At 62.4% G+C, this 25,132-nt stretch carries 24 protein-coding genes; 17 read left to right on the forward strand and 7 right to left on the reverse strand.

What is annotated here, in order from left to right:
• The first annotated feature begins 49 nt into the window (after nt 1-49).
• On the forward strand, nt 50-358 hold the full coding sequence (locus tag L4X63_RS04515; RefSeq protein ID WP_250677394.1) for a YciI-like protein: 309 nt from the start codon (nt 50-52) through the stop codon (nt 356-358).
• 465 nt (nt 359-823) lie between these two features.
• On the opposite strand, the gene L4X63_RS04520 is transcribed toward L4X63_RS04515, so the two are convergent.
• Nucleotides 824-1,441, reverse strand: coding sequence for a hypothetical protein (locus tag L4X63_RS04520; RefSeq protein WP_250677395.1), 618 nt, complete (start codon nt 1,439-1,441; stop codon nt 824-826).
• A gap of 154 nt (nt 1,442-1,595) precedes the next feature.
• Here L4X63_RS04520 and L4X63_RS04525 point away from each other — a divergent pair, with 154 nt between their 5' ends.
• The 4 genes from L4X63_RS04525 (at nt 1,596) to L4X63_RS04540 (ending at nt 4,981) form a co-directional block, all read left to right on the forward strand.
• Entirely contained in the window at nt 1,596-1,922 is a 327-nt protein-coding gene (locus L4X63_RS04525; protein ID WP_250677396.1) for a hypothetical protein, read from the forward strand.
• 409 nt (nt 1,923-2,331) lie between these two features.
• Nucleotides 2,332-2,979, forward strand: coding sequence for a methyltransferase (locus L4X63_RS04530; RefSeq protein ID WP_250677397.1), 648 nt, complete (start codon nt 2,332-2,334; stop codon nt 2,977-2,979).
• Between the two features lie 91 nt (nt 2,980-3,070).
• A complete protein-coding gene (locus tag L4X63_RS04535) occupies nt 3,071-3,535 on the forward strand; it encodes a YaiI/YqxD family protein (protein ID WP_250677398.1) in 465 nt (154 codons plus the stop codon).
• A gap of 66 nt (nt 3,536-3,601) precedes the next feature.
• Nucleotides 3,602-4,981 carry a phospholipase D-like domain-containing protein gene (locus L4X63_RS04540; protein WP_250677399.1) on the forward strand — a complete coding sequence of 460 codons (1,380 nt, stop codon included), beginning with the start codon at nt 3,602-3,604 and terminating at the stop codon, nt 4,979-4,981.
• A gap of 30 nt (nt 4,982-5,011) precedes the next feature.
• Here L4X63_RS04540 and L4X63_RS04545 read toward each other — a convergent pair whose 3' ends face one another.
• Nucleotides 5,012-5,365: a DUF134 domain-containing protein gene (locus L4X63_RS04545; RefSeq protein WP_250677400.1), complete on the reverse strand. Its 354-nt coding sequence runs from the start codon at nt 5,363-5,365 to the stop codon at nt 5,012-5,014.
• A gap of 3 nt (nt 5,366-5,368) precedes the next feature.
• A complete protein-coding gene (locus L4X63_RS04550; RefSeq protein WP_250677401.1) occupies nt 5,369-5,773 on the reverse strand; it encodes a NifB/NifX family molybdenum-iron cluster-binding protein in 405 nt (134 codons plus the stop codon).
• Nucleotides 5,774-6,073: 300 nt separating this feature from the next.
• Here L4X63_RS04550 and L4X63_RS04555 point away from each other — a divergent pair, with 300 nt between their 5' ends.
• From L4X63_RS04555 to L4X63_RS04580, 6 genes are all read left to right on the forward strand, one after another.
• Nucleotides 6,074-6,421, forward strand: a complete 348-nt coding sequence (locus L4X63_RS04555; protein WP_250677402.1) for a glutaredoxin family protein — start codon at nt 6,074-6,076, stop codon at nt 6,419-6,421.
• Nucleotides 6,422-6,458: 37 nt separating this feature from the next.
• Entirely contained in the window at nt 6,459-6,704 is a 246-nt protein-coding gene (locus L4X63_RS04560) for a hypothetical protein (RefSeq protein WP_250677403.1), read from the forward strand.
• A gap of 121 nt (nt 6,705-6,825) precedes the next feature.
• On the forward strand, nt 6,826-10,959 hold the full coding sequence (locus L4X63_RS04565; protein WP_250677404.1) for a DUF3857 domain-containing protein: 4,134 nt from the start codon (nt 6,826-6,828) through the stop codon (nt 10,957-10,959).
• A gap of 178 nt (nt 10,960-11,137) precedes the next feature.
• Nucleotides 11,138-11,338, forward strand: a complete 201-nt coding sequence (locus L4X63_RS04570) for a hypothetical protein (protein WP_250677405.1) — start codon at nt 11,138-11,140, stop codon at nt 11,336-11,338.
• 4 nt (nt 11,339-11,342) lie between these two features.
• Complete coding sequence (locus L4X63_RS04575) at nt 11,343-12,074, forward strand: DUF429 domain-containing protein (protein WP_250677406.1); 732 nt, start codon at nt 11,343-11,345, stop codon at nt 12,072-12,074.
• A 68-nt stretch (nt 12,075-12,142) separates the two neighbouring features.
• Nucleotides 12,143-13,840: a DUF3592 domain-containing protein gene (locus tag L4X63_RS04580; protein ID WP_250677407.1), complete on the forward strand. Its 1,698-nt coding sequence runs from the start codon at nt 12,143-12,145 to the stop codon at nt 13,838-13,840.
• A 139-nt stretch (nt 13,841-13,979) separates the two neighbouring features.
• On the opposite strand, the gene L4X63_RS04585 is transcribed toward L4X63_RS04580, so the two are convergent.
• Complete coding sequence (locus L4X63_RS04585) at nt 13,980-14,159, reverse strand: hypothetical protein (RefSeq protein ID WP_250677408.1); 180 nt, start codon at nt 14,157-14,159, stop codon at nt 13,980-13,982.
• Between the two features lie 166 nt (nt 14,160-14,325).
• Between L4X63_RS04585 and L4X63_RS04590 the strand changes: the two genes are divergently transcribed.
• From L4X63_RS04590 to L4X63_RS04610, 5 genes are all read left to right on the forward strand, one after another.
• Nucleotides 14,326-14,838 (forward strand): MaoC family dehydratase, encoded by a 513-nt coding sequence (locus tag L4X63_RS04590; protein WP_250677409.1) that lies wholly within the window; start codon nt 14,326-14,328, stop codon nt 14,836-14,838.
• Nucleotides 14,839-15,285: 447 nt separating this feature from the next.
• Nucleotides 15,286-18,021 carry a carboxypeptidase regulatory-like domain-containing protein gene (locus L4X63_RS04595; protein ID WP_250677410.1) on the forward strand — a complete coding sequence of 912 codons (2,736 nt, stop codon included), beginning with the start codon at nt 15,286-15,288 and terminating at the stop codon, nt 18,019-18,021.
• Nucleotides 18,022-18,156: 135 nt separating this feature from the next.
• Complete coding sequence (locus L4X63_RS04600; RefSeq protein WP_250677411.1) at nt 18,157-18,738, forward strand: LemA family protein; 582 nt, start codon at nt 18,157-18,159, stop codon at nt 18,736-18,738.
• A 14-nt stretch (nt 18,739-18,752) separates the two neighbouring features.
• Entirely contained in the window at nt 18,753-19,823 is a 1,071-nt protein-coding gene (locus tag L4X63_RS04605) for a M48 family metallopeptidase (RefSeq protein WP_250677412.1), read from the forward strand.
• 26 nt (nt 19,824-19,849) lie between these two features.
• Nucleotides 19,850-20,371, forward strand: a complete 522-nt coding sequence (locus L4X63_RS04610; protein WP_250677413.1) for a M48 metallopeptidase family protein — start codon at nt 19,850-19,852, stop codon at nt 20,369-20,371.
• A gap of 176 nt (nt 20,372-20,547) precedes the next feature.
• Here L4X63_RS04610 and L4X63_RS04615 read toward each other — a convergent pair whose 3' ends face one another.
• Nucleotides 20,548-22,071 (reverse strand): carboxypeptidase regulatory-like domain-containing protein, encoded by a 1,524-nt coding sequence (locus tag L4X63_RS04615; protein ID WP_250677414.1) that lies wholly within the window; start codon nt 22,069-22,071, stop codon nt 20,548-20,550.
• Nucleotides 22,072-22,359: 288 nt separating this feature from the next.
• Here L4X63_RS04615 and L4X63_RS04620 point away from each other — a divergent pair, with 288 nt between their 5' ends.
• Nucleotides 22,360-23,142 carry an enoyl-CoA hydratase/isomerase family protein gene (locus L4X63_RS04620; protein WP_250677415.1) on the forward strand — a complete coding sequence of 261 codons (783 nt, stop codon included), beginning with the start codon at nt 22,360-22,362 and terminating at the stop codon, nt 23,140-23,142.
• A 21-nt stretch (nt 23,143-23,163) separates the two neighbouring features.
• Here the strand turns inward: L4X63_RS04620 and L4X63_RS04625 are convergent, their stop codons facing one another.
• Both L4X63_RS04625 and L4X63_RS04630 read right to left on the reverse strand, forming a co-directional pair.
• Entirely contained in the window at nt 23,164-24,012 is an 849-nt protein-coding gene (locus L4X63_RS04625; RefSeq protein ID WP_250677416.1) for a YitT family protein, read from the reverse strand.
• 9 nt (nt 24,013-24,021) lie between these two features.
• Nucleotides 24,022-25,044: a DUF3187 family protein gene (locus L4X63_RS04630; protein ID WP_250677417.1), complete on the reverse strand. Its 1,023-nt coding sequence runs from the start codon at nt 25,042-25,044 to the stop codon at nt 24,022-24,024.
• Nucleotides 25,045-25,132: the final 88 nt, after the last annotated feature.

Consider the following 25,132-nt stretch of genomic DNA (forward strand, 5'->3'; position numbering starts at 1 on the left):
CACATATCGAGGACGGTACCGGGAATGTCTGAGAAGGGACGGGGGTAACATGCACTACCTGCTATTTTACGAGATTTCAGCGGACTACCTGGCCAGGAGAGGTGAGTTTCGGGCGGAACACCTCGCGCTGGCCTGGCAGGCTGCGGAGCGGGGCGAGCTTGTTCTCGGCGGGGCACTGGCGGATCCGGTGGACGGGGCGGTCCTCCTTTTCAAGGGGGAATCCGCCGAGGTGGCCGAGCGTTTCGCCAAGGCCGATCCCTACGTCACCAGTGGGCTGGTCACCAAGTGGCGGGTCCGCCCCTGGACTACAGTCGTCGGTGCCGAGGCGAGCACTCCCGTTACCCCTAAAGGGACTTGACAGGGCATTCGATGATTGAGAAGAGAAAACGAAGCTTCGCAGCCGGAAATCGTCATTTTCTGCTGAAAAGTGACAATTTTTTTTCTGAAAATGCAATTTCGTCATAAAAATTGTCAATTTTTTTTCAAAATCGTTACTTTTTCCCAGAAAGTAACGATTTCTCGCAAAATATCATCATTTCAGTATAAAAATTGACACTTTTCAAAAAAAATCGTCACTTTTGATTCCGAAAGTAATAATTTTTGCTGGGAATTGTAGATTTTAGATCCAGAATGGTGATGTTCGCCCGTTGATACGTCTTGGAGAAGAGGGATTGGGGCAACCGGCGCGGAACGTCGCAAAAGCGGCAGAGAAGGTAAGCGGACGTTTCTGGTAAGGTGGCGAACAAAAGGGGGGGAGGGGCGTGGGATATAAGGCCCCCACCGGAATGAACTCCTGCCGGATGGGGGCTTCAGGTAAAGGTCGCTATCGGGCCGGAGGCACGTTGACGAAGTTGGACCAGGGCCCTGTCTCCGCTTTCCCGCGCATTCCGCGGATCTTGAGCCAATTGTTCTTGGCTCGGTTCAGCAGTCCCTGGAGCGGTATCTTCTTGCAAGCGGTCGACGAGGCGATAAGTTTCCAGTTGGTTTCGACGTTGGGATCCTCGTCGCAGCCCCACACTTCATAAAGTTTCGCATTGAGGACCCTGTCGACGGATGCGAAGGGTTGGCCGTCGGAAGCGAAGGTGACCCTGAACCCGCTGGGGCGCGAGAGCGCGGCCGATGCCGTTTTGGATGCAGCGGTGTTGAGGCCGAGGGTCGCGGAAACCGTGGGGTCTTTGATGGTGACCGCCTTGGCAAGCCCATGGAGGATGGCGAGGCCCTGGTAGACGGCATTACGGTTGGCCTCGAATTCTTCGGCCTTGTCGGAGTTCCCTGCTAGTAGGGCAGTATAGCTCGAGGCATAGTTCTCGTGGATGGTCCGGTACACTTCCGGGGTGGGGACCAGCGCAACCAGGTGGGCGTAAAACTCCTGCGTGAATACCTGAGTAACGCCCGCGGATCGGGTAATAAGCTCGGGGTCGCTCTCGTTCTTGTAGGGCATAGGCACCTCCATTGGAAATTTTTAACTATACTAGCTCGTACTGCACAAATTGCAACTGACCACGTGTCGATTCTAATCTTCGGCCCACCAGGGCCCTTTCCTGGACACCCGGCTCTCCGGGTGGCCACAACCTCAGCCGGTTAGGGAGTTTGCTATGGAACTTGAGAATCCTGCAGTCCCGGTTAACCATGAAGCGATGCTGGCCGTAATACGCAGACGTAGGTGGTATCTGTGGGGACTTATCCTCCTCTACCTCCCGGTAACGATGACGATCCTGAGGTTGACGGAATCGGTAAAGGTCACCGGCGCTTTCTTCGGCATCTGGGTTGTGCTCCTTTGCGTAGCCATGGCCCTTTACGCCTGCTGCAAATGCCCGGGGTGCGGCAAGACCTTCCACATGAAGAACTCGACACTTTCTTTCTCCCGCAAATGCCGCCACTGCGGCCTCGATATATCCGGTGGTGGCGACGGAAGGGGATAACCGAAAAGATGCAAGCCGGGTTCCCCGGGGCGAATGTTGATTGGAGGACTGAACGTAAGAGATGGAAAGCCATACTTGGTTTATAGGCCCGTTGCTATCGGTGTTGGGCGCTTACCTAACTTACCGGCGAAAAGACGTCGGGAGATGGATGCGGCAACGGAGAATCGACGGACTCAAGACGGAGGTGGAATTGGGCACCTGCGATGTATGCGGTCAACCGATGAGGAGAATTAAAACGCTCACCGGAAAAAGAGCCGGGCAGGAAGCGGCGGTATGCAAGCACTACCCTGAGTGTGGCTTTGTCCGGTGGGGTAGATGAGAATGATAGTTCTGAGGGGTTGGATGAATGGGCATACCGCCCGATGGGGGCGATACGGATCGATCTTCTCGTAACAGACTGAATGAAAGGATGGCGCCGCTATTTTCCGGCGACACCCTCTTTGACCGGATCGCCCGTGCGGTCTGCCGTGCCGGATGCCTGCCCCGCAAGGAGCTCTATGAGGCGTGGGAGGTGGCTCGTCGTGTCCACCGGCGGTTTAGGGGCGGGAGGATGGTGGACCTCGCCTCCGGGCACGGGCTGGCGGCACAGATCCTTCTGATCCTGGACCGGGAGCTGCGGGAGGCGGTGGCGGTGGATCGGCGGATTCCGGAATCGGCCGCGAGGCTCGCCAAGGAACTTGAATCGGAGTGGCCGGCGCTGCAGGGGCGGGTGACCTTCAGGGAAATGGAGCTGCAAGAGTTGCCGCTTTCGCACGACGACCTGGTCGTTTCCGTCCACGCCTGCGGTGGGCTCACCGATCTGGTGCTGGAGCGGGCAGTGGCGGCCCGTTGCCGGGTGGCCGTGCTCCCCTGCTGCCATGATGTGAAAAACGCAGACGACGGCGGGCTCAACGGCTGGCTGGACGGCCCCCTGGCGGTGGACGTCACCCGGGCGGCCTATCTCCGCTCGCACGGATACCGGGTCTACACGCAGACCATTCCGGGCGACATCACTCCTAAAAACCGTCTCCTTTTGGGCGAGCCGATGCCCCCATCCTCACCCCGGCCCTCGCCTTGAAGGGGAGGGAGAGAGGGGAAGCTGCCAACGAAGGGGGCAGGGGGATTCGGCAGAACGGAAGAGTAGCGCTAATCAGGGAAAGGAATGCAGTATGAAGATATGGGTGGATGCCGACGCCTGTCCGAGGGTGATCAAGGAGATTCTCTTTCGAGCCTCGGAACGGTTGAAATTACCGCTATGCCTGGTAGCCAACCATGCGTTGACCAAACACGAGACCCGCTACGTTACGTCGGTTCAGGTTGGCAATGGTATGGATATCGCCGACGACTATATTGCGCAGCACGCAGAACTTGAGGACCTGGTCATCACCGCGGATATTCCGCTGGCGGCGAGAATCGTCGAGAAGGGCGGGGTGGCGCTCGACCCGCGGGGGGAGCTCTATACCGAGGAGAATGTCGGGGAACGGCTTGCCATACGGGATTTCATGACGGATCTTCGCTCGAGCGGGCTTACGACCGGCGGCCCGCCCCAGTTCAGCATGACCGACCGCCAGCGCTTTGCCTCTTCCCTTGACCGGATACTGACCAAAATGCACCAGGGAATCCGGCCGGTTTAGCAAGGCGCCGGGGAGTATGAGCATCGCCCGATGGGCAGTCGGCGGTAAATGGTATAACATAGTAACATGAGAAGGTTGAAGGCCATCTGTGTCACCATCGTAGTGCTTACGCTGACCCTGGGCGCAGCGTGCGCTCCGCTGCCGGACGTCGCCAAGCTCGCCCAACAGGCGCAAACGGAGAAGCCTCCGCGGATCCTGACGGCCAGGGGGATGCTCTCCGGGAAGAAAAGCAAGGCGATTATGGAGCGGCTGCAGGGGCCGTCGTACCGGAGCGACCTGCTGCTGCGCCACAGCGCGGTGATGGAGATGGTGACCGGTACTCCCTTGACCGGCGGGAACAAGGCCAGGCTCCTGGTCGACGGCAGGACGACCTTTGCGGCCATATCCGAGGCCATTCGCTCCGCCACCGACAGTATCAACTTAGAAATCTACAAGATCGACAACGATGCCGCCGGCCGCATGATCGCCGATCTCCTGCTGAAAAAACAGCAGGCGGGGGTGCAGGTCAACATCATCTACGACGGGTTAGGGAGCCTCCTGACCCCACCTTCCTTCTTCGATACCATGCGCAAGGCGGGCGCGCAGGTGGTGGGGGTGAACCCGCTGAAAGGCGGGGGACCGGCAGTGCCCGGCACCTTGCATGCCGACCATCGGAAACTGCTGGTGGTCGACGGCACCCGGGTGATCACCGGCGGCGTCAACATCAGCCAGGTCTACACGAGCACCCCTTTCAGCGGCAAGCAGAGCCAAAAGGCGCCGGTCCCGTGGCGTGACACCGACGTCGAGATCGAAGGGCCGGCGGCGGTCTTTCAGGAGCTTTTCGTCGGGATGTGGCTGAGACAGAAAGGACCTCCGCTCTCCCGGGCCAGGTACTTCCCCCCGCAGAGCGCGAAGGGGAACGCCCTGGTCCAGGCGATCGGGAGCACTCCCGGAGAGAGTAACCGGATCACCTACATTTCCTACCTCTGTGCGATGATCTTCGCCAAGCACGCCATCCACATCACCAATGCCTATTTCATTCCCGACGACCATACCCTCGACGCGCTGACCGATGCGGCACGCCGCGGGGTGGACGTGAAGATCATCGTCCCCTCGATAACCGACTCCAATGCCGCCTACTACGCCATGCGCTACAACTACGCCGAGCTGTTGAAGGCGGGGGTGAAGCTGTACGAGCGGCGCCACGAGCTCTTGCATGCCAAGACGGCGGTCATCGACGGAGTCTGGTCCACGGTCGGCTCGACCAACATGGACTTTCTCAGCCTATCCAGGAATTACGAGATCAATGCCATCGTGCTCGGCCCGAAGTTCGGTTCGCAGATGGAATGGCTCTTCGACAAGGACCTCGCGGAATCGAAGCAGATCACCTGGGAAAAGTGGAAGCACAGGTCGTTGTGGGAACGGACCAGAGAGCTCCTCGCCCACGCGGTCTCCCACCTGTTGTGAAAGCCGGTCCTGCTGTTGGGACGCATCCCGTCACTCCCTCCCGCACGCACGGGGGCCTTCGGCTGGACAGGCTTCGCCGGCAGCAGGCTCCGGCTCGGCAAGGTTTTCTATCGCCAGCGCCTTCCCTCCGGCCAGGGCGTTGGCGACCTTGCAACGTCCGCTGGCCAAAAGCCTCTGCACGGTGCCGCGGGAAACTCCCATGCAGGCACCCGCTTCCTCCTGGGTTTTTCCCTCGCCGTCGCAAAGGTGCAGGGCCTCAAGTTCGTCGTGGGCGAGCCGGACCATCTCCAACTCGCCAAGAGGCGTGCCGGCCGGCTTGAAAACCACCGGAAATCCGGCACGGTAGGGGCAGGTGCAGTTCCTCGGTTTACGGGGACGCGTCATGGTTCAGTGGGAGCAACCATGGCCTTGTCCGTGGCCGTGGTCGTGCCCGTGCCCGTGCCCGCCGCAGGTATGCCCCGGCATGAATTCGGGAAGGGCGTTTTTCCCCAGAAGCTCGATGTTCTCCGCAACCGTCCCCTGGCTCGCCTGAAAGACCCTTATGCCTGCGTTATTGAGCTTGAAGAGTGCGCCTCCGCCGATGCCGCCGACCGCTATGGCGTCAACCTGTTCGCCTGCGAGACCGGCAACCGGGTTGCACGCTCCATGCTGATGAACCAGGTCCTCGTTCTCTATCGTCCGCAGCTCGTTACGGGAAGTGTCTACCACCAGGAATTTCGGCGCGGAACCGAAATGACCGTAAACGGCGCTCTCCATCCCATGGTCTTCCAACACCGGAAAACAGATTCTCATCGCTACCTCCTTCGGAAATGTGTATATGCACAAAAAATACATTCAAATTTTTGTATGTCAACAGAAATTCACGGAAGCTATTTAATACTGCGAGGGCCGAACGGATCCACAATTTCCGGAACTTCATGGGTGTCCGGTAACTTAGGCCTTGAAGTGGGGGGGGCTGGCGTGGTATCTCTGGCACGCCGGGAGGCAGTATTTCTCTGGGATAGCGGGCACCGCCCGATTGCATGAGGTTTGGGATGCCGGTTGAAGGCCGGGGAGGGTGGGAGAGAGTCACCGCCCGCCGGAGAGGAGACGATGATGCTTCGCGTAGTGATGGTGGTTTTGGCGGTGTTCTTGGCGCTCCCGTCCTCCTCCCGGGCGGAAGGGAGCGGGACGGCGGGGCAGGGCGCGGCGCAGCCCCGGTTTCGGGGCGTCGTGGAGGTGTACGGAACGTCGTGGTGCGGGTACTGCAAGAAGATGCGGAGTTATCTCGAACATAAGGGGGTCCGCTACGTCGTGTACGATATCGAGAACGATGACGCCGCCTACCGCCGCTTCAAGGCGATGGGCGGGGACGGTGTCCCGCTGACGGTGATCGGCTCCCACAAGGTGGACGGATATTCCCCGCAGCAAGTGGATCACTACCTCGAGACAACCAAGTAGGCGATTGCCCTCGCCACGTACGATGGGGAGATCCTGAATGGAGAAACCTTCATACAGCGGCGTGATCGCGGCGACGCTCGCATACTGGGCTTGGGAATCGCAGGCGTCCGGTAACATCCGGGTGGATCTGCTGCTGATCTATCCGCTCCTTTTTTTCGGGTACCTCCGCTTTCTGTGGCCAGGGTTCCGGTGGTTGTCGATCCTGATCAGCCTGTTTCTCATGGCCGTCAACCTGGTTTTCTTCGCCAACTCATATACGTGGTTCCACAAGAACCTTGGATGATGCATTTCCCCCATCCTCACCCCGACCCTCCCCCTTGAAGGGGAGGGAAGCTGGCCGGAGGGGATGAGTGGACAGATCTTTTTATCGCAGAGCAAAGAGAGAACGAGGAGAAAACGAGACGATGCAGACCGGCACCCCCCGCTTCAAGACGATCATCCTCGCATTTACCGTAGGTTTGCTGTCTTTCGCCGGTCTCGCGGGCCCCGCCCGGGCCGCCGGCACTCCTTCCTGGGAGGAGCCTTTCTTTTCCCTGAGTGGCAAGAAGCTGGCCGCAGCAGCCAACGGAGCCACCAGGAAGGATAAGGGGAACATCTCGGTGCTCCTTGACGAAGGGAGCTATTCCTTCGACAGCCAGGGGCGCTGCACCACCCGTTTCCGCCTCGTCTACCGGATCATGAACGAGACGGGACTCGAGCGCTGGTCCAACATCAGCTCCGGGTGGTCTCCCTGGCACCAGGAGCGCCCCGTCCTGCGGGCCCGCGTGGTGACCCCGGACGGCGTCGAGCATCTCCTTTCCCCGCAGACCATCAGCGACGCTCCCGAGCGGGAAGATTCTCCCGACCTTTTCACCGACCGCCGGGTGGTGCGTGCTCCTCTGCCGGCGACCATGGTCGGTGCGGTCGTCGAAGAGGAGGTCACCACCACGGAGAAATCCCCTTACTTCGCCGCCGGCCAGGTCAACCGTTTCGTATTCGGCCGCAGCGTCATCACCCACAAGACCCGCCTCACCATCGAATTCCCCACCGGCCATCCCGTTAAGTACGTGCTACGCCTCCTCCCCGAGATGAAACCCGACCGGAGCGAGGAAAACGGCCGCACCCGTCTCGTCTTCGAGGCCGGAGCCCTGGAGGCCGACAAGCCGATCGAGACGGAGATGCCCGGCGACCTTCCCCGCTGGCCCGAGGTTGCCTTCACCACCGGGCGGAGCTGGGGGGAAGTCGCTACCGAGTACGGTAAAGTCGTCGACCGCCAGCTCGGCGGTTCCGATCTCTCTCCCCTGGTGAGGAAGCTGACCGGCGACACCAACCGCCGCGAGATCATCGTGGAAAAACTGCTCGCCTACGTCCGCAACGATATCCGCTACTCCGGCATCGAGTTCGGCAGCGGCACCATCGTGCCCCGGCTGCCGGAAGCAACCCTCGAGCAGGGGTACGGCGACTGCAAGGACAAGGCGGCGCTCCTCGTCAAGATGCTGCAGTCGGCGGCGGTCCCCTCCTTCGTGGCGCTCATCCGGGCCGGTTCGGCGGATGACGTCGATCCCGCCCTTCCCGGCTTGGGGGCCTTCGACCACGCCATCGTCTACATCCCGGGAAGCCCCTCGCTCTGGATAGATCCCACCAACCAGTTCAGCCCGGCAAGGGAGCTTCCGCTGGAGGACCAGGGACGCTGGGCCATGATCGCCGGGCCCGGTTTCCCTTCCCTGCTTGCCACCACCGAATCGAAGTCCAAGGACAACCGGGAGATGGAGACCAGGGAATTCTTCCTCTCGGAAGACGGACCCGCGCGGGTGATCGAGACCACCCAGGCCTACGGGGCGGTGGCCGCGAGCTACCGCGACGATTACAGCGCCTCCACCGAGCAGGTGCTCCGGAAGCAGATGGAAAAGTACGTAGGCGAGGCCTACCGGGCGTCGAAGCTGGACGATCTGAAGGTATCCGACCTGAAGGACCCCGCCCGCCCGGTGACTATCCGCCTGGAGATGAAGCAGGCGGACCGCGGCTTCACCGACGACAAGACGGCTGCGGTCGCCATCTCCCCGTCGATCGTGACCACCCGCCTGCCGGGGGTGCTCATCGGCGAGGAGAAGGAAGGGCATCAGCGCCCCGATGAAGTCCGCGTTAACGACTTCCAGCTCCACGAGCCGCACATATGCGACATCAAATACCGGATCGTCCCGCCTGCCGGGTACCGGGTGCAGAGCCTTCCCGATTCCGGCACGGTTCCGCTGGGGACCATGACCTTCTCCAAGGAGTTCACCCAAGAGGCCGACGGCAGTGTCACCGGCCGCCTTCGTCTCGACACCGGAAAGCGCCGGATGACGGCGGCGGAATTCGAGGCCACCAAAAAGGCGGTCATGGATCTGCGCAGCGAGGACTCGCTCTACGTCCTCTTCGAACATACCGGCCAGGCGCTGATCGCTGCCGGGAAGGTGCGCGAGGCGCTGGCCGAATTCCGGCGGTTGATCAAGCTGCACCCCGAGGAGGCGCTCCACCACGCCCAGCTGGCCCACGCCCTGATCAAGCTCGGTATGGGGAGCGAGGCCCGTAAGGAAGCCGAGCGGGCGGTCGATCTCGAGCCGGACTCCTACCTCGCCCACCGCACCCTCGCCTATGTTCTCCAGCACGACCTGGTCGGCAGGCTGCGCGGGAAAGGTTTCGACCGCCAGCGTGCCATCGCGGAGTACCGGAAGGCCAAAAAGCTCAACCCGTCCGATCTCCTGACGCGGGCCGACCTCGCCATCCTGCTGGAATTCGACGACAACGGGAGGCGCTACAGCCCGGACGGCGACCTCGGGGGAGCCATCAAGGAATACCAGGCGATCCGGAAGGAGTTGAAGAAAAAGGAATTCGACAGCAACCTCCTCGTCTGCCTTTTGAAAACGGCGCGCTGGAAGGAGCTGCGGGAGCTGACGCTGACCCTCGAGCCGTCGGAGTCCAACGAGACGCTCCTCATAGCGGCCACCGCCGTGGAGAAGGGGACTGCCGCCGCGCTGAAGGAGGCAAGGACCAGGATCAACAACGCTACGACCCGCCAGAGCTGCCTCGACGGGGCGGCCATCGAGCTGGCCAAGCACCGCCTGTACCGCGACGCGGCCCTCCTTCTCGACGAAGCGGCCAAGGGAAGCCCCAACGCCGCGACCCTCAAAAGAAAGAGCGCCGCGCTGAAAAAGGTGAAACTCTTCGATACCTCGCTTTCGGACGCCACGGGTCCCACCTCGGTCTTCAACGAGCTTTACGCCGTCGTCAGCGACCCCAAAACCGGAGCGGACGGCATCCTCTCCCTCTTTTCGCAGGTTCCCTACGACGAGCTGAAGAAGGAAAGCGGCAAGGCGCTCGACGAACTGGTCAACACCTTCAGGGGGAAGGTCGGGGAGAATGCCGGCGGCAGCGAGCGCTACCTGGCGGAAGTCGCTGCGGCGGTGATGGATTACCGCCTCGAGGGGGACGACCGGAGCGGCTACCGGATCGACGCGACCGGCCCCGGCGTTCCCGAGGAATCCCGGTTCCGTCTCTACGTGGTCAGGGAGAAGGGGAGGTACCGCATCCTCGCCGCCGAAGGGGAGCTCCCGATCCTGGCGCTGGAGAGTTTGGCCCGGCTGGAGCGCGGCGATGCCGACGGCGCCGCTATCGTGCTCGACTGGGCGCGGGACGAAATCTCCGCCGGCAGGGGGGACGATCCCCTCGGCGAGCATCCTTTCCGCCTGGTCTGGGGACGGGAAGGTTCGGCTCGCACCGATGCAGAAGCGATCCGGCTTGCCTCGGCGGTGCTCCTTTCCAAAGCACCCGGCAAGTGGGTGATCCCCTACCTCGTGTCCAAACGGAGTACGGCGAAGGGAGACACACTCAAGGCGATAGACGAGGCGCTGCTGGTAGCCTATGCGGTGAAGGAGAAGGACAAGGATCTCCTCGCTCTGAGCGACCGGCTGGCGGCAAGCTATCCCTCCTCGCGGGTGCCGTACTACTATGCCTCGCTGGCCGTCTATCACCAGCGCCGGTGGGACGATCTGCAAGCGAGGTCCACCCGGGAGCTACAGCGGGACCCGAAAAATAGTCTGGCCGTAAGCCACTTGGCCAGGTGCGCCTCCCGGCGTGGCGATTTCGACCTGAGCGCGAAGCTCTACCGGACGCTTGACGAGACCGGCCTGGCCAATTCCACCGATTACAACGAGCTCGCGTGGCTCGGGCTTTTCAGGAAGGGGGACCTTGCGGAAAGCGTGAAGTACGGCGAACGGGCGGTAACCCTGTCGGGGGGGAAGGTGAGGCCGCTTCTGCACACGCTGTCGTCGCTGTATGCCGAGACCGGCAAGCCGTCCGAAGCCCGGGAAACGATAGTCAAATCGATCGACAGCGATGACGACGAGCTCGGGCCGGGCGACTGGTACGTCTTCGGCCGGATAGCGGAGGAGTACGGCGAGATGGAAGAGGCCAAGGCCGACTACAAAAACGTCGTCGAGACCGACTCCGGCTCCATCATCGGCAACATCTCCTGCTACGTGCTGGCCCAGAAAAGGCTCGCCCAGATAGAGCGGCGGTAAATCCGGCAGGGAACCGGATTTCCCATCATGCAGCATGGCGCCGGTTTCTCTTTCCCTAGCGACGATCACTCTGGCTATTTTCCAGAATTTTGGCTAATTTGCGGAGGAGCCCCGGCGGCCCGGAAGGCGGCCGGCAAAATGGCGGGGAGATCGTTACCGGTCGGATCAGGAGAAGGCGTTGGCGAAGAACGAGGAAACACCGAAGAAACATCCCTGCCCCGACTGCAAATTCTGCCAGTGGTGCTCGGATGACCGCTGCAGGATCTGCCTCCCCCGGAAGGGGTGCGCGAGAAAGCTCTCCCTGGCGGAGCAGATCGAGCTCTACGAGAGGCTCAACTCCGAAAAGAATAAACAGCAAACGGAACCGGGAGAGGAGTAGCGGTATGTGCAAGCATTGCGGGAATCCGGGGACGGTGCATCGCGTCCCGACCATGGTCGCGGGGGTGGACGGCTGCGGCGCGAAGTGGCTGGCGATCGCGCAGGAGCCGGGGAGGCGCCGGTACCTGGCGAAGGTGCTTCGCTCGGAGGAGCTCGCGGCCCAGAGCTGGGACCTGATCGCCATCGACATCCCGATCGGCCTGCCGGATCGCGGCAGGCGGGAAGCCGACTGCGAAGCCCGCCGGTTCATCAAGCCCCGCGGCAGCAGCGTCTTTCCGGCCCCGATCCGCCCCGCCCTGGCGGCCTCCTCGTGGCAGGAGGGGTGCGATATCACCGAAGCGGTGGACGGCCGCCGCATCTCCCAGCAGACCTTCGGGATCCTCCCCAAGATCCGCGACATCGACGGCTTCGTCAGGTCCACCAATCTGCGGGACCGGATTTTCGAGGTACACCCCGAGGTATCTTTCGCCGTATGGAACCGGGGACCGATGCAGTCCGCCAAGCGCGATCCCCAGGGGCACCAGGACCGGCGGGCCCTGATCGCGCGCCACTTCGGGGAGGACGCTTTCGAAAGTGTCGAAGCCCAGGTCCGGGGGGAGAGGGTAGCTCCCGACGACATCGCCGATGCCTTCGCGGCCCTGTGGTCCGCCAACCGGATCCTCATCGGGGCCGCCGCGCGCTTTCCCGCGGATCCGGCCCTCGACTCCCACGGGCTTCCCATGCACATCTGGTACTAGTTGAAAGAGGACGCTGCGGCCAGCCGGTAAGGGTTGGGTGAGACACTTGCTATTGTATGGGGGGAAGCTTGGCGGATGAGGGATTGAGGCTCCTTTTCAGGGGCGAGATCGCGGTGGGAGCCGAGCCGCTGCGGGTCCGGGAGGAACTGGCCCGCCTGCTCAAGCTGGACTCCGATAAGGTGAAGTTCCTGTTCGATGGCCGGACCACGGTCATCAAGAGCAACCTCACCCGCGAGGACGCCGAAAAGTACCGCCGGATGTTCGATGCGACCGGCGCCGTCTCCATTGTCGAAGAGCCCGGGATGCCGGCTCCCCTCTACCCCCTTCCGCCGGAAACCTCACCCCCTCACGCTGCCGCCTCCACCGCTTACGCCGCTGTCTCAGCCCAACATGCAATAGACTCCGCCCCTCACGAAACAGCCTCTGCCCCCGACGCCGCTGTCTCCACGCCTCACGATACAGCCTCTACCCCCCTCGCCTCCGCCCCGAAAGAAGCGGTCTTGCTTGCTCCCCCGCCGGGCTCCCTTCTCCGCGAGCATTCGCCTGGGCCACTTTCCGGCACGTCGCCGCTCCCGGCCAACCGTTCCAATACCGCCATCCCGGGGACACCGTCCTACGGGTTCTTCTCGATGCTGATCCTGCTGCTGGGGGGAGGACTTCTCTGCTTCGGCCTCTTCAAACTCTTCGACACCGTCAAATTTGCCACCGCCTCGGCGAGCGCCACGGGAACCATCACCGGCTTCAGCGCGAGCAGGGGAAGCGGCACGAAAGCCTCGACCACCTTCGCACCGGAGGTTGCCTTCCGCGCCCCGAGCGGCAGGTTGATCAGGTTCCGGTCGCAGCTCAGCACCAACCGGATCACCAACAAGACCGGCGAGCGGGTCCCGGTCAAGTACGACCCGGGGAATCCGCATCACGCCGAGATCGACAGTTTCCTCCCGATGTGGGGGCTCCCGATCATCCTGCTGGCGATCGGGATCGCCTTCACGTGGGGGGGGAGCACCATGGTGGTGCGGCAACGGAGGGCGAGGCAGCCGATCTTCGGAGGGGGGAAGCTGGAAACGATGGCCTGCCCCCGCTGCGGTTTTTCGCAGCCGGCGACCAGGCTCTGCAGGGTCTGCAGGATCGACATCCCGCACTACCAGGAGGCCATCAGGCGGGCGGGCGGCTTTCCGGGCAATCTCACCGGCAAGCAGCGGGTGGTGTTCGCGCTCGTGCTGCTCGTGGTGGTGTATTTCGCCTTGGGAAGCTGTGCAAGCAAGTGGAAGGAATTTTCCTCCACGGCGTCCGGCGGCATCGTGCCGTACACCTGGAGCGACAGCTTTCATCACTACGAGATCACGGTCCCGGTGGATTGGCAGGCGCAATCGACGGCCAACGTGGCTGGCGCCTTTCCCATCCTCCAGTCGGAGCCGGCCCCCATGTACCAGTTGGTGATCACCTCGAAGGCCAACCCGGCCACGGTAATCGCACTCGGGGTTTCGGCGATCCCGGCGGAACGGATCGTGACCGGCGGTTGGGAGGGGATCGGCGCGGAGGCTATCGGCAACCAGAAAAAGGTCGTGGCCGACGTCGTCCAGCACAACGGGCTAACCCTGCACCGGTTCGGCTACGAGACGCCGCTGGGTTACCGCGAAGACGCCTATTTCCAGGCGGAGAATCACATCATCCTGGTCCGCTTCGCCGTCCCGAACAGCACCGGGAACATCGAGGCGGAGATCTCCCGCGCGCGAGGCGCGGTGATGACGAACCTCACCGGCACCTAAGGGGAGGGGATCACAAGTGGCCGCAGTGATCCCCTCGGCCTTCAGATGAGATGTAGAGGAAGGGGAGGGTGGCCGAAGGCCGGGTGAGGGTGGTTTTGGCAGGTGAAAGTCAGGTGCTGGCCGTTAACATGCGGGGAGATCAGGCGTAGACGGAGAAACCACCCTGTTGCGGGCTGGTCGGGGCGACCTGCTGGGCGATCATGTTGACCATCTGCATCTGGGCGTCGGCGGCTTTCTTCACCATCGACATGCTGGCGGCCTGCTGGGTCATGGCGAGCTGGTTCGCTACGCCTATCGCTGCTATCTGAGATACATCCATGGTTGGATCCTCCATTACTACATGGTATCGGCAGGATCGGGGATAGCTTTAGCGGAGTGTGGTGGCAAGGCCCAGTTTGGCTAAAATCCCCCCTGTCCCCCCTTGGACAAGGGGGAGACCTTGGGATGCTGGGGTGGTGGGTGAAAAACTTCGATAGGAGGGGACGATGACGGTGAAGAATGGGTGGACCGGGAGGTTTTTCGAGGATTTCGAGGTGGGGGACATTTACCGCCATCCGTTGGGGAGGACGGTGACCCAGACGGACAACATCTGGTTCACGCTGCTGACCCAGAACACGGCTCCCATCCACTTTGACGAGTACTACGCAAGCCAGACAGAATGGAAGAAGCCGCTGGTCGATTCCACCTTCACGGTGGCGCTGGTGACCGGGCAGAGCGTCACCGACATCTCCCAGAACGTATTCGCCAACCTCGGATGGGACGAAATCCGGCTCCCGGCGCCGGTCTTCGAGGGGGACACCATCTACTCCCAATCGGAGGTCCTCGAGAAACGGGAGTCGAAATCCCGCCCCAACATCGGGATCCTCACCGTGAAGACCATCGGCTTCAACCAGGAGGGCACCGTGGTGATCACCTTCAAGCGCACCCTCATGGTCTTCAAGCAGGGCTTCGGCCCGACCATCGCGCAACCCAAGCTGGAAACTCCGGGCCCCCAGTGAACCCTGGCCGGTATCCTGCGTACGCGCGAACGATCAGGCGGAGATGGGCGTGAACCGGTTAAGAGTTAAAAAGTGCCGAAAAATAACAGTATAGGCAGAATGGGGCGATCCGTCACGGGCGCCCTTTTTCTATTTCGCAGAAAGGATTTTGGTGTAGCAGAAATAATATTAGTATTTATTAACAGATTGATGTTTCCCAGAATCTATCTGGAGACGCCGCACAGACCGTAAAAAAATTCACTGTGAATTATTTTACGATCAAAGGTAAACCATCGTATTTTATAACAAAGTTCGCAGTGAAAGAGAGTGCTGTAAAAATTCTCACACTGGAGAAGCAGAGCGGCCGGTTGCGATTAGCCGGAAAAACGGTGACTTAGCCTCTGGCACGACTATTGTAAATAACAGCCGTCCTTTTTTTATCCCCTATCACCCATTTTGGAGAGCGCCGTGAGGAAATCACTGACGTTGCTGACTACCGTGTTTGCCGGTTTATTCCTGTTCCACTCGTTTGTTTTCGCAGCTGATTCAGCAGCTCCCGAAATTCCCAAGCCCAAGGGAGCCATCGCCGGGACGGTTAGCGAGGACTCCGGCACGCCCGCGGCGGGGGTAAAGGTCGAGGCGTTCTCCTGTGTGGACGGCCTGGCCGCCGCCTCGGCGGTCTCCGGCCAGGCCGGTGCCTACACCATTCCGGCGCTGGCCGACGGCTGCTACCACGTGAGGTTCAGCGGCGCCGGCTTCGAATCGTCCTGGCGCGGGAAACCCCAGTACCGCGACACCGCCGAGGAGGTCAAGGTCAACGGGGGGGCGGTCACCGGGATCGACGCCACGGTCTCCCCATCGGACACCACCATCTCCGGGGTGGTCAAGGCGGTGGACGGGACCCCTTTGCCGGGAGCCTGGGTAACCGCGGTGCTCCCTTCGGAAAAATCGGAGGTGTCTTTGAGCGACGGGGTGACCGATGCGAAAGGGGCCTACTCGGTCAACGTCTCGTCGGGCAAGCACGTGGTGCTCTTCGCCAAGAAGGGGTATTCGAGTGAAATCTACGGGGGCTCCCTGACCAACCCCACCAGGGTGGAAGCCTTGGCGGAAAAGCCGGCGGCCGGGATAGACGGAATCCTTACCCGCGGAGGCTCGATCGCCGGGAGCGTTAAAAACGAAGCGGGTAAAGGTTTGCCGGGGATCATCGTGGCGGCCATTGCACCGGGGTCTACCTCTCTTCCGGTCGGCAAGCGGACCGACGCGGAGGGGAACTTCGTCCTCGACGGGCTCGCAACGGGGAAATACTGGCTGATGTTCAGCGACCAGGAGGAAACCTACCTCCCCCAGTGGTACGACGGCAAGACCGGCCCGGACGGCGCTACCGTGGTCCCGGTGACCGCGCCCAACGCCACTTCCGGCATCCGCGCCGTCCTCCGCACCGGCGGCAGTATCTCCGGCAGGGTAACCGACCCGGCCGGTAATCCGGTGGCGGGAGCCGCGGTAATGGCCGAGTCGACCAACACCAAGGAGAACGGCTTCGGCTACGCGGCCACCGACCCCTCCGGCAACTATACGATACACGGCCTCGCCGGAGCCAAGTACCTGGTATCCTTCCGGGCGCGCGGAGGGACGCTCCTTTCCCGCTACTACCGCGACTCGGCGGCCAAGGATGCCGCGGCCCCGGTCGAAGTGGTGGCCGGGCAAGCCACCTCGAATATCGACCAGATGTTGCCGCAGGGGAGAACGATCACCGGGAGCGTGAAGAACGGAGCGGGGGAGCCGGTCCACGGCGCATCGGTGCAGGTTGTCCCCGCCGAGAAGGAGAGCAAGGTGGAGCCGGTATTCGGGCAGGCCGACGAAAACGGAGCCTTCACCGTGGCGGTGCCGGACGGAAATTACCTGGTCCAGGTCAGGGCCCAAGGGTACCTTCCCCAGTGGTCTGGAAACCGTCCGGAGAGGAAGGACGCGGCGGTCATCCCCCTTTCGAAGGATCAGGCTACTGCCCAGGCCGACTTCGTCCTGGTCCGCGGCGGGTCCATTTCCGGAACCGTCAGGAACCGGGCGGGGGCCCCGATAGCGGGGGTGAGGGTATCGGCCAGCGAGGCCGCCACCGGGGAGCGGGGCGATTCCGGCACCTCCGATGCGGAGGGGAGATACACCATCATGTCGCTCAGGGTGGGGAACTACCGCCTGAGCGCCGACGGATCGACAGCCGGATACGTAGAGACCAAGCTTCCCCAACCGGTGGCGATCGCCGAGACGGGGGCCCAGGCCGAGAATGTGGACTTCGTCCTGTTCCAGGGTGGGGAGATCTCCGGCCGAGTGACCGATCCCGACGGCAACCCCGTCCTCTGGATGTCGGTGGCCGCCTACGATCCGGTCACCTGGGACGAGATCGGGAGCACCTCCACCGAGATGGACGGCCGTTACCGGCTGGCCGGGCTCCCGGAAGGGAAGTACAGCATCCGTTTCGAGCAGTACGGGTCGAAGTACCCGGTGCAGTGGTACAAGAAGAAATTCAAGCGGGAGGAGGCGGCCCAGGTCGATGTCTCCGGCACCGCGGCGGTGACCGGGGTGGATACCGTGATGGTCCCGGGAATGGCGCTGAGCGGAACGGTCACCGATACCAACGGGGGCGCCCTGGCCGACACCAAGGTGGAGGTCTACGGCGGCAGCGAAGACGAGCCATTCGCCACCACCAACACCGACTCCGGCGGGAAGTACACGGTGGCCGCCCTGGCACCCGGGTTCTACCGGCTCCGCTTCAGCCACGAAGGGTTCGTCCCGAGGTGGACGGGGGGGAGCGACCGCAGATCGGCTACCCCGGTGCGGGTCGGGGATTCCGACCTGGCGGGGATCAACGCGGCCCTCGTGAAGGCCTCGGGAACCTTCTCCGGAAAACTGATGAATCCCGAGGGGCACAAGGTAGGCCAGGCCTGGCTCACCGTTTTGGACGCCGCCAGCGGGGCTGCGGTGGCCGACGAGCGGATCTGCGAGTGCAACGGTCTCTTTGACACCCCGGTTCCCGGCGGGTGGTACCGGATCAGGGTCGAGCGGCACGGTCAGGTCTTCTGGTACCGGGGGACCAGCCAGGAGGACGCGGCGACGCTGCCGGGGTCGGGGGCCATCGGCGGGCTCGACATGGTGATCGACGATTCCGGCGTGAAGAACAAGCAGGCGCAGGAGCTGAACCGGCAGCCATAGAGAGAACAGCTATCCCCGGCGCGGTAAAGGGGAGACGGTCGGTTGGCAGGGTAGGGTGACGGTATTATTCGATATTTGTCAGCGTTCGTGGTAAAGATGGAGCAATTTGCTGCTCATTAACCGGAGGTGTACTTCATGACAGGTCTCATCGTGGTCGGTGTCATTGCCGTTATTTTGGTGTTCGTGCTGGTGTCCGCGTACAACCGCCTCATCTCCCTGAAGGGGCAGACGCAGAATGCCTGGAAGCAGATCGACGTGCAGCTGAAGCGCCGCCACGACCTGATCCCGAACCTGATCAACTCGGTGAAAGGGGCCATGGAGTTCGAGAGGGAGACCATGGAGGCGGTGATCTCCGCCCGTAACTCCGCGGTAAAAGTGGCCGCCACCGCGACCCCGGAAACCGCTTCCCAGCTGGCCGCCGCCGAGGGGACGCTGACCACCGCGCTCAACCGCTTCATGGCGGTGGTGGAGGCCTATCCGGATCTCAAGGCGACCGGAAACATCTCCCAGCTCCAGGAGGAGCTCTCCTCGACCGAGAACAAGGTTGCTTTCGCCCGCCAGGCCTACAACGATACCGCTACCGTGTACAACGTCACCCAGCAGCAGTTCCCCACCGTCCTCATGGCCGGCATGGCCGGCGCCGCTCCCGCCCAGCTCTGGGAGATCACCGAAGAAGCCGATCGCGCCGTCCCCACGGTCAACCTCTCCTTCCACTAGTCCGGTAACGACGCATGGCGACTTTTACCGATCTCCAGGAGAAGAACCGGCGCAAAACCCGGGTCATCGTTGTCTGCTTCGTCCTTTTCTTCATTTGGCTCGGGGCGGGACTGGATCTGGCGCGCTATTACTGGAGCGGCGGCAATACCAGGTTCCTCCAGCACTATTACGGCCTCTTTTTCCGCTCCCACCCCCAGGTCACCACCGGAGCGGGACCGGTTCACAACCAGAAGCATTTCCAGCCGATCTTCACCCTGCTGGTCGGTTTCGCCGGGGTCGGCCTCGCCTGGTGGAGCCTTTCCAACGCTTCGGAAAACGTGCTGACCGCGATGTGCGCCCGCCGTGCCAGCAAGAACAACTCTCCGGAAGAGCAGATGCTGATCAACGTGGTGGAGGAGATGTGCATCGCGGCCAGCATGCGCCCTCCCAAGGTCTGGATCATCCCGGACCCCGATCCTAACGCCCTCGCGGTGGGGCTTGAGGAGGGGGACTATCACGTCGCGGTCACCGAGGGACTGTTGCGGGCGTTGAACCGGGACGAGCTGCAAGGGGTGATCGGGCACGAGCTGGCCCACCTGAAAAACCAGGACACCAGGCTGATGACGGCACTCACCGTGCTGGTCGGCCTGGCGGCGCTCATCTCGGAATTCGTGTCGAGAAACCGGTACTGTTCGGTGGACGTGCGGGGCGGAAACGATGATGACAACAAGATGGGGGCGCTGATCTTCGGCCTCTGGTTCTTTACGGTGCTTTTGGCCCCGCTGGCGACCCAACTGATGGCCATGCTGGTGAGCCGCGAGAGGGAGTACCTGGCGGATGCTTCCTCCGCCCAGTTCACCCGCAATCCCGAGGCATTGGCGTCCGCGCTGGACAAGATATCGTCGGCGGTCGCCCCGACCGCCCTGGTGAAACCGGCCAGCGCCCACCTCTGCATCGCCTCGCCGACAGCTTCGGACCTCAGCTACGACTGCGAGAGCGACTGGTTCGCCACCCACCCCCCCATCAAAAGCCGCATCCACCGGTTGAACACCATCGGTGCCAACTGGAAGGCGAAAGCGGCCCGGGAAGCGGCCTCGGCGGGGTGAGCCGGGGAGAAAGGAAACGGAAAATAATGAATAGCGAAACGCGGACGTTCAAGTACCTCGCGGGGTACTCGGAAGAGATTCAACGGAAGGTGGCCCAACTGGTGGACGGGGGGAAACTGACAGAGGCGCTCCTCAAGAAGTACCCGGCGCCGCACGATGTCAGGACCGATGCTGCCCTCTATGACTTCACCATGGAGATCAAGAACGAGTACCTGAAAAAATCGCAGCCGGTCAGCAAGGTGATCTTCGATCCCACCATCTCCGACGTCAACCGCGCGCTCGGCCTCCACTCATTCGTCTCGCGCGTGCAGGGGGCCAAGCTCAAGGCCAAGAACGAAATCCGCGTCGCCTCCCTCTTCAAGACCGCACCGGCCGCCTTCCTCAGGATGATCGTGGTGCACGAGCTCGCCCATTTGAAGGAGAAGGAGCACAACAAGGCCTTCTACAACCTCTGCGAGCACATGGAACCGGAGTACCACCAGCTTGAGTTCGATACCCGGCTGTATCTCACCCACCTCGACCTCGCCGGGCCGCTCTACGCCGGGTAGCACCGGTTCTCTCAAGTCCCCCTTTGGAAAAGGGGGATTTAGGGGGATTTCCCTGCTGCCAACGTCACAAATCCCCCCTGTCCCCCCTTTTTCAAAGGGGGGGACCTTCTATCTCCAGTTTCCCGACGAACCCTTTTAAAGGGGGGACCTGATTCCCCCCCGAATCCTGCCAGGCGTTACTGGTGCATGGACGGCATCGGCATGTAATCGTTGTGGCAGACGTAGCAGTTCCAGATCCAGTAGGTGTCGCCTTGCAGTTGCATCGGGATGCCGTTGTCGGCGGGGTTGGTGGAGGTGTACTCCGCGTGGGTGCTGTTGTGGCACGCCTCGCAGTAAATCTTGCCGTTCATCTCGGAGGCGGGTGAGTTCATGAACCGGGAGTTGCGGTAGAGGGTGTTGGGGTTCTCCTGGTGCTTCGCGTCGTGGCAATCGGCGCAGCGGGGCTCCTGGAGCCAGGGCTGACGACCGGCGGTGAGGCCCGCGGTCATGGCGGCCAGGTCGCCGTGGCAATCCTTGCACTCTTTCCCGACGTGGTACATCTCGCCCCGCAGGCACCTGGTCTGGGGGCCGGGGTGGCAGTTGTAGCAGTCGGGGGTGTTGGGATCGGCGCTGACGTTCACCTTGTCCTGGTGGAATCCGTGCATGGCCAGCGACAGGTTTTTAACTCCCGGCTTGCCGCTCAATCCAAGCGCGTTGTCGCCATGGCATTCGGCGCAGAGGTGGAGGGTGCCGTTGGCGCGGTCGGCGACCAGGTGGGTGCCGCTGTTGGTGTCGTGGCTCTGGAGGATGTTGAGGAAGGTGTTGGTGGCTCCGTGGCAGTTCGAGCAGTTGAGCTCGGTGGAGATGGGGGCGACCACGCTGGTGGTGGCGAGCACCGCGCCGCTGGAATTGTCGGTGACGGTGATGGTCGCCTTGCCGTAGGGATCCCAGGTGCCGTTGTCGTCGTAGGGGGTGATGGGAATCCCGGTGGCGACGAAGCCGATCCCGTTGGCATCGCGGGACATGGTGCCTGCCAGCGGGGTCCCGGTGATGCCGCGGTTGGGCGTCGTGTTCCACCCGTAGGACCTGAACTGGTAGCGGCTCGTGTAGTTCCAGAAATTGGTGTGCAGTGTCGAGTCGGTCTTGTTGGGGAAGGCGTAGCTCACCGTGACGCCGCTCGTCACCACCCCTTCGCCCCGCTTGAATACCTGGGCATGCAGCGTGTTGAAGGGGGGAAGGATCATGAAGTGGGAGTAGTCGTCCTGCGCGCAGTGCATGCCGAGGTCGTTCCAGGCCAGGATCACGTAGTTCATCCCGGCGGCCGGGATCTGCTGGGAGGGGGCGACGTTGTCGTAGTTTTGGTAGGCGGCATGAGCGGCGGTGAGGTACCAGTCGATGGTGGTACACGAACCGGCGGCCACGCTGCAGCAGCGGGAGGTCGCCTCGTAGCCGGCCGCGGAGGCGGTGAGGGTGTAGCTGCCGGGCTGGCGAGCGAGGCTGAAGTGGCCGGTGGCGTCCGTCGTTGCCGTCGCGGTGCCGTCGCTTACGGTGACTCCGGCCAGCGGCGCTCCGCTGGCGGCGTCCTTGACCACCCCGGCCACGGTGCCGGAAGAACCGGTCCCGCTCGAACTGCTTCCGCCTCCGCTGCAGGCAGCGAGCCCGGCAATAACGAGACAGACCCCCACCATCCTCACAAAAAAGCCAGTGCCGGACATTTTCATGCTCAACCTCCATCTGAGACGACTGATTCAGTATCGGGATTATTGTATTGGAATACTCTAAGAGTATGCGATGTGAGGATGAGCGAGTATGGGAAAATACTAGTAGAGGTCCGGAAACTGTCAAGTTTTCTGCCTTTTAGTGTCAGGTAACTCTCCTATATCATTGTCAAAAAATCTGTTGCAGGATAACTGCAGGTTCGACTGTATTTCGGCCATGAACTGTGTTAAAAATCGGTAACAACCGGTAGACGATACGACGAAGCGCACGCAGGGGAGGGCGAGGATTCCATGGGGAAGGTCCGGCTGGAGAAACGGGACAGGATAGCCTACATCACGCTGCAGCGTTCGGAGGCTCTCAACGCTCTCGACGACGAGTTGAACCACGAGCTGTACGATGCGTGGAAGGAGTTCGCGGCCGACAACTCGGTTGACGTGGCGATCATAACGGGGGAGGGGAAGGCGTTCTGCTCGGGGGCCGATCTCAAGACCTTCATCCCGAAGTGGGAGAAGGCCAACATCGCCGACGTCAGAAACAACGCCCGGGGGATCGGGATCGCAGGGGGAATCACCCGCGGGCAGCACCGGATCTACAAGCCGGTGATCGCAGCGGTCAACGGGTACGCGATCGGCGGGGGATTCGAGCTCGCGCTCGCCTGCGACATCCGGATCGCGTCGGAGCGGGCGAAGTTCGGCGTCTTCGAGGTGCGCTACGGTCTGCACCAGGGGGACGGCGGGCTGGTACGTTTGATGGCGATTGCGGGGATGGCGACTGCGCTGGAGTTGACCCTCACCGGGCGGGAGGTCGACGCCGAGGAGGCGTTCCGCCTGCGGCTCGTCAGCAAGGTGGTCCCCCACGACGAGCTGATGGAAACCGCCGAGCGCTACGCCGCCATGATCCTCGCCAACAGCCAGCAGGCCGTCCGTTCCGCCAAGGAAACCATCCTCAACATCACCGGCCTCTCGATAGACAAGGCCCTCCAGATGGAAAGCCTAAAAGCCTATTCCTGCCTGGGAGATTTCAGCGACGCCCGCGAGCGTCTGGAGGCATTCGCGAAGAAAGAAAAGGCGTAGAGGGCGAAACCCCTTCCACCTTTAGTGCAGTGCCGTTTTCTTGATGATCCCGCCGGAGGCGTCGGCTAGCGGGTGGAGAACGACGAAGGCCGAAGGGTCGACCTCGTCGACCACGTTGCGCACCCGCCCGATTTCCAGCCTGGTCACCACGCAGTACAGGATCCGCATCTCCTTCCCGGTCATTCCCCCTCTCCCGTGGTAGATGGTCACCCCGCGGCTCAATAGCCGGATGATTCCCTCCCTGATCTCGTCGCTCTTCTCCGACATGATGATGATCGCGTTGTACTCCTCGACCCCGTGGAGCAGGAAGTCGACCGTCTTCGAGGCGGCGATGTAGGTGAGGATCGAGTAGAGCGCCTGATCGACCCCCATGACGAACACCGCGCTGCAGAAGATGAAGATGTTGAGGATGAGGATGACGTCCCCCACCTTGAGGAGATGGCTACTCTTACTGATGAGGAGGGCAGCGATCTCGGTGCCGTCCAGCACGGCGCCGCCGCGGATGGCGAGACCGATTCCCGCCCCGATGAAGAAGCCGCCGAAGACCGCGGTCAAAACGCTGTCCGGGGTGACGTCGGGATAGCTGACGAACTTGAGCGCCAGCGCGAGGCCGCCGATGGCGAGGGCGCTCTTCAAGGCGAAGATGCCGCCGATCTGGCGGTAGCCCAGGGCGATGAAGGGGAGGTTGATGACCGGGATCAGGATGGCGAGCGGCCAGCCGAGCGCGTTGGAGAGGAGCATCGAGATACCGGTGACGCCGCCGTCGATGAAGTGGGACGAGACGAGAAAGCCCTTGATTCCCATCCCGGCGGAGAGGATTCCCGCGATGATCAGGGCGATGTTCAACAGTTCCCGCAGCAGTTTTTTCATGACGCTACCCTAGAATCTGGTCGCCAGGCTGGCGTGGAAGGAGATGTCCGGCGCACGGTCGACGGTTATGTCCTCGGAGACGCCGAGGTCGAGCGAGGTCCGGCCAGTGAAGGCGATGGTTCCCCCCATGATGAGGATGGCGGATACCGCGTTGAGCTCGACCAGGTCGCTGTCCTTGTAGAAAGGGGAGTGCGACGAGAGCTGCAGCTTGAAGGCGATCGAGTCCCAGGGGCTCCATCCCGCCCCGATGCTCCCGAAGCCGGCGAAGTTACGCTGCTGATCGGCCAGCACGCTCCCCCGGGTCATCGCCATTGCGCCAAGAGCTCCGAAGAAGGCGCCGGTACCGGCGCTGCCGAGATCGAAGTCGTGATCGGCGGTTACCCAGAGGGCGAAGTCGGTGCTCCCGCTGCCGGAAAGATCGCCCGGATCCCCGGTGGGAACCTTGAGCTCCCCCCGCAGCGCAACGGCGTTGGCGGCATCACGGTAAAGCTGCGTCGCCGCGGCGAGCCGAAGATCGCCCAGCCCGGCGTGGGAGCCGGTGAAGAGGAGCTTGGCGGCGCCGTCCTTTTCGTACTGGTACAACAGCCGGTTTCTCGGGTAGGCCGATCGGGTCCCGTTGGGGAGATTGAAAAAATGGTGCCATCCCTCAAGGAACCCGTCGAGGACGCCGCCGCTTTGGTAGACGCCGGGCAGCTCCAGTCCCGCTTCCCACCGGCCGGTGAGGCCGCGGTAGCAGGAGAGGGTCCCGCGCACCGCTTCCCCGTCCAGCATGATGCTCTCGCGCTGGGTGGCATCGTGGGCGAAGTCGTTGGACCAGTCGACCGCGAACCGGCACTCGGTTTCCCGGGGGCGGAGGAGCTTGGCACGTCCGGGGGCCGGAAGCCCGAAGATCTGCACGAGCGGACTCTGGTCGAAGGTCGCAAAGGGAGTGATCTCGGCGGCAACGGCAGGAGCCGGCATGACACAGAGGAGTATGAGAGTGAGCGTTATGAGCAGAAGGCAAAGCTGTGCGGGGCGGTTCATAGTGGTCATGTGGCACAAGGTCGCTGTTGTAAGGGGAATGAAATAGAGCCGGGGGGGCGGCAGTCAGGAAATTATGCCGTCGCAGAGTCACAATGAC

Origin of the sequence: Geomonas sp. Red32 (assembly GCF_023652955.1) — a bacterium.
GTDB lineage: Bacteria > Desulfobacterota > Desulfuromonadia > Geobacterales > Geobacteraceae > Geomonas.